We start from the raw sequence: 2,828 nt of genomic DNA on the forward strand, positions 1-2,828 counted from the left end.
AGTTCTAATTCAGCTTCCAAACCTAATTTATAGAAACCAATATTACTACTATTGTCGCGTAGTTTTTCTAAATTTGCAGAGTCCGTAGGCGCAATATAAGACATACTCATTAAAGCTTGGCCACGAGTTGCGGATAGTTCCGAATCTGACATAGGGACTAATGTAGAAGCAGCATACGCTGAAGAAAAGCATAAGCTTCCAAGCGCTATCGCTACATGAAGAGACGTAAACTGTCGCATGACCGACCTCCGTATCCTTGGGGGCATAATCCTGTTTAATTTCTTTTTATTTGGTTTGCCTAAATTTAGTAGATATCTAAACAATTACGACTAAAAAGACAACCGATACTTTTGCTTTTAAATTCTGTGATGCAGAACAAAAAAACAAATCAATTATTGATCATATTATATTATTTTTTACAAAAGGAAACTGTCATTTATCACTATTCCGATAAACGCATCTCATGTAAATTTTATTTATAAAATTGGGCCACCTAAGCGACCCATTATTTTAAAACTCTTCTTTATCTAAGAAAAATTATGTTTTAGGAAGTGTAACGCCTGTTTGGCCTTGGTATTTACCACCACGGTCTTTATAAGATGTTTCACATACTTCATCACTTTCAAAAAATAGCATTTGCGCTACACCTTCCCCTGCATAAATACGGGCAGGTAAATTAGTGGTGTTTGAAAACTCTAAAGTTACGTGACCTTCCCATTCAGGTTCTAATGGAGTTACATTCACAATGATACCGCAGCGAGCATAGGTCGATTTACCTAAGCAGACTGTCAACACATTACGAGGAATACGGAAATATTCGATTGTACGCGCTAAAGCAAATGAGTTTGGCGGAATAATGCAAACATCAGATTCAATATCGATAAAGCTTTTGTCATCAAAATTCTTTGGATCGACAATTGCAGAATGTACGTTAGTAAAAACCTTAAATTCTCGAGCACAGCGTACATCGTAACCATAGCTAGAGACCCCGTAGGAAATCAACTTTTCACCATTTTCATCAAAACGGACTTGATTCTCTGCATAAGGTTCAATCATGCCGTGTTTTTCGCTCATCTCGCGAATCCAACGATCAGACTTAATAGCCATGTATTTTCTATCCAAAAGGTAATTTCATTGATTGCGACGTACTTTAACGTAAAAAAGCAATTATGAAAACAACGCTTGAGCTACTCTTCTCGATAAGAATAGCTCAGCTGTACATTTAAAGGTTCAGTAAAGCAGAATAACTAATTGGAATTGAAAAGCTGACTAAAACAAGTGAGGCCGTTCTTTGTAAATTAGTTTGATTTAACCAACCCACTTTCTTAGATGCTAAAACTGAACCCAAGAAAATCCAGAACAACGCAATTGGTGTAATGAGTGCTAAGTAAGCCATCATATGAACCAAATAAATATGAAAATCACTCCATGCAGCTACTGGAAAAATTGCTGAAGCAAAGAGTAAGGCTTTGGGGTTCAATAAAGTTGCACAGAATAATTCACGAGCACGGATTGTAGGCTGATTTAATTCAACTTCTTGATTTGCCGTATGCCATAACTTAATGGCTAAGAAAATAATATAGCAAGCACTCAACAGCTTAAGAATAGGCGGCAGCAATGGCAATGTGTTGGACACTTTCCCAATTAGCATTCCCCATGCAGAAATAGAGATCACGTAACCCAAAACTTCTGCTGGAATAAGTTTTACTGACTTCCGTAGTCCTACTTGCACGCCTGAAGAAGCGAGCAAAGTGTTAGTTGGACCAGGGGTAAGTAAAATTGTGGCTACTAAGCCAATAAAAAGCCATGAAATCATTGAATGACCTCACAATATAGTCATCTCAGATTAATAGATATCCAGTCACATGGCAAAAGCTAATTGTAAGACAAAATTTTTCAAATCATTTTTAATTTAAAACAAAAACATTAAAAACAATTACTTATATAATTACTAGAGAAAGCAGTAAAGAAAACTTTACGGTCAGTTGTTATGCTTTTCAAATAGTTTCGTACTTAAGTAACATAAGTATTTTTATTTTAAGTCTATTTTTCCATCAAAAGCCTTTATAATAAAAAATATATAGCGATGGTAAGTTTAAATTTTAAGCTTTTAATAAGTTTCAATTCATATATTGTTTCTGATTTTTTTATATAGAGCACCGCGCTCTACTACCTTAATGATTATGGCAAAGCACTTTTTTCAATCTTGGCTTCCCTCACCCGAGAAAGTTTCAAATATGAAATTTCTAAGGATTTTTGGTAAAAAGACCTTGAATCCTGTGCTTTGGTATGTCAATCGAAAATCGATTACCCGAGCTGTTTTTGTCGGAACTTTTTTTGGTTTACTCCCTATTCCTTTTCACAGTGTATTTATTGTGATGGCGGTCTTACTATTCGAAGTAAATTTACCAATTAGCTTAATGCTGGCTTGGCTAAGTAACCCGCTTACTTTAGTTCCAATTCTCTATATTGGTTTTTGGTTTGGTGCGCATATTTTTCATGTGCATATGATCAATAAAGAAATGTTACTAGGTGTATTGCACCAAATTTCCCGCTGGATTACTCATTTCGGGCACGGGCATATTGATTTTAGTCTAGCGAAAATTTTGATGACAGGTCTGGTTGTCGAAGCTTTTGTATTTGCTGTCATTTTATATCTATCTACAGAAATTTTTTGGCGTTGGATGGTTATTAAAAACTGGAAAAGTAGACACCGTCATAAAAAGCAAGAAGAAGAAGTTTTATAAATCTCCAAGCTTCTTGCTAAGTCTTAAATTATTATTTTGGTAGTTTTGATTTCATATATTCTTCAGCCACATTGAGTACAT

General features: G+C 35.1%; 3 protein-coding genes and 1 pseudogene. 1 reads left to right on the forward strand and 3 read right to left on the reverse strand.

Going from position 1 to position 2,828, the window contains the following annotated elements; translation table 11 throughout:
• The 3 genes and pseudogenes from UC75_RS22090 to UC75_RS16250 form a co-directional block, all read right to left on the reverse strand.
• A pseudogene (locus UC75_RS22090) lies at positions 1 to 239 on the reverse strand (hypothetical protein); the annotation flags it as partial.
• Between the two features lie 298 nt (positions 240 to 537).
• Entirely contained in the window at positions 538 to 1,107 is a 570-nt protein-coding gene (dcd, locus tag UC75_RS16245; protein ID WP_003653416.1) for a dCTP deaminase, read from the reverse strand.
• Positions 1,108 to 1,222: 115 nt separating this feature from the next.
• A complete protein-coding gene (locus tag UC75_RS16250) occupies positions 1,223 to 1,816 on the reverse strand; it encodes a LysE family translocator (protein WP_049838184.1) in 594 nt (197 codons plus the stop codon).
• Positions 1,817 to 2,177: 361 nt separating this feature from the next.
• Between UC75_RS16250 and UC75_RS16255 the strand changes: the two genes are divergently transcribed.
• Positions 2,178 to 2,747 carry a DUF2062 domain-containing protein gene (locus tag UC75_RS16255; RefSeq protein ID WP_003653419.1) on the forward strand — a complete coding sequence of 190 codons (570 nt, stop codon included), beginning with the start codon at positions 2,178 to 2,180 and terminating at the stop codon, positions 2,745 to 2,747.
• Positions 2,748 to 2,828 lie beyond the last annotated feature (81 nt).

Source organism: Acinetobacter sp. V2 (assembly GCF_001188385.1).
Classification (GTDB): domain Bacteria; phylum Pseudomonadota; class Gammaproteobacteria; order Pseudomonadales; family Moraxellaceae; genus Acinetobacter; species Acinetobacter oleivorans.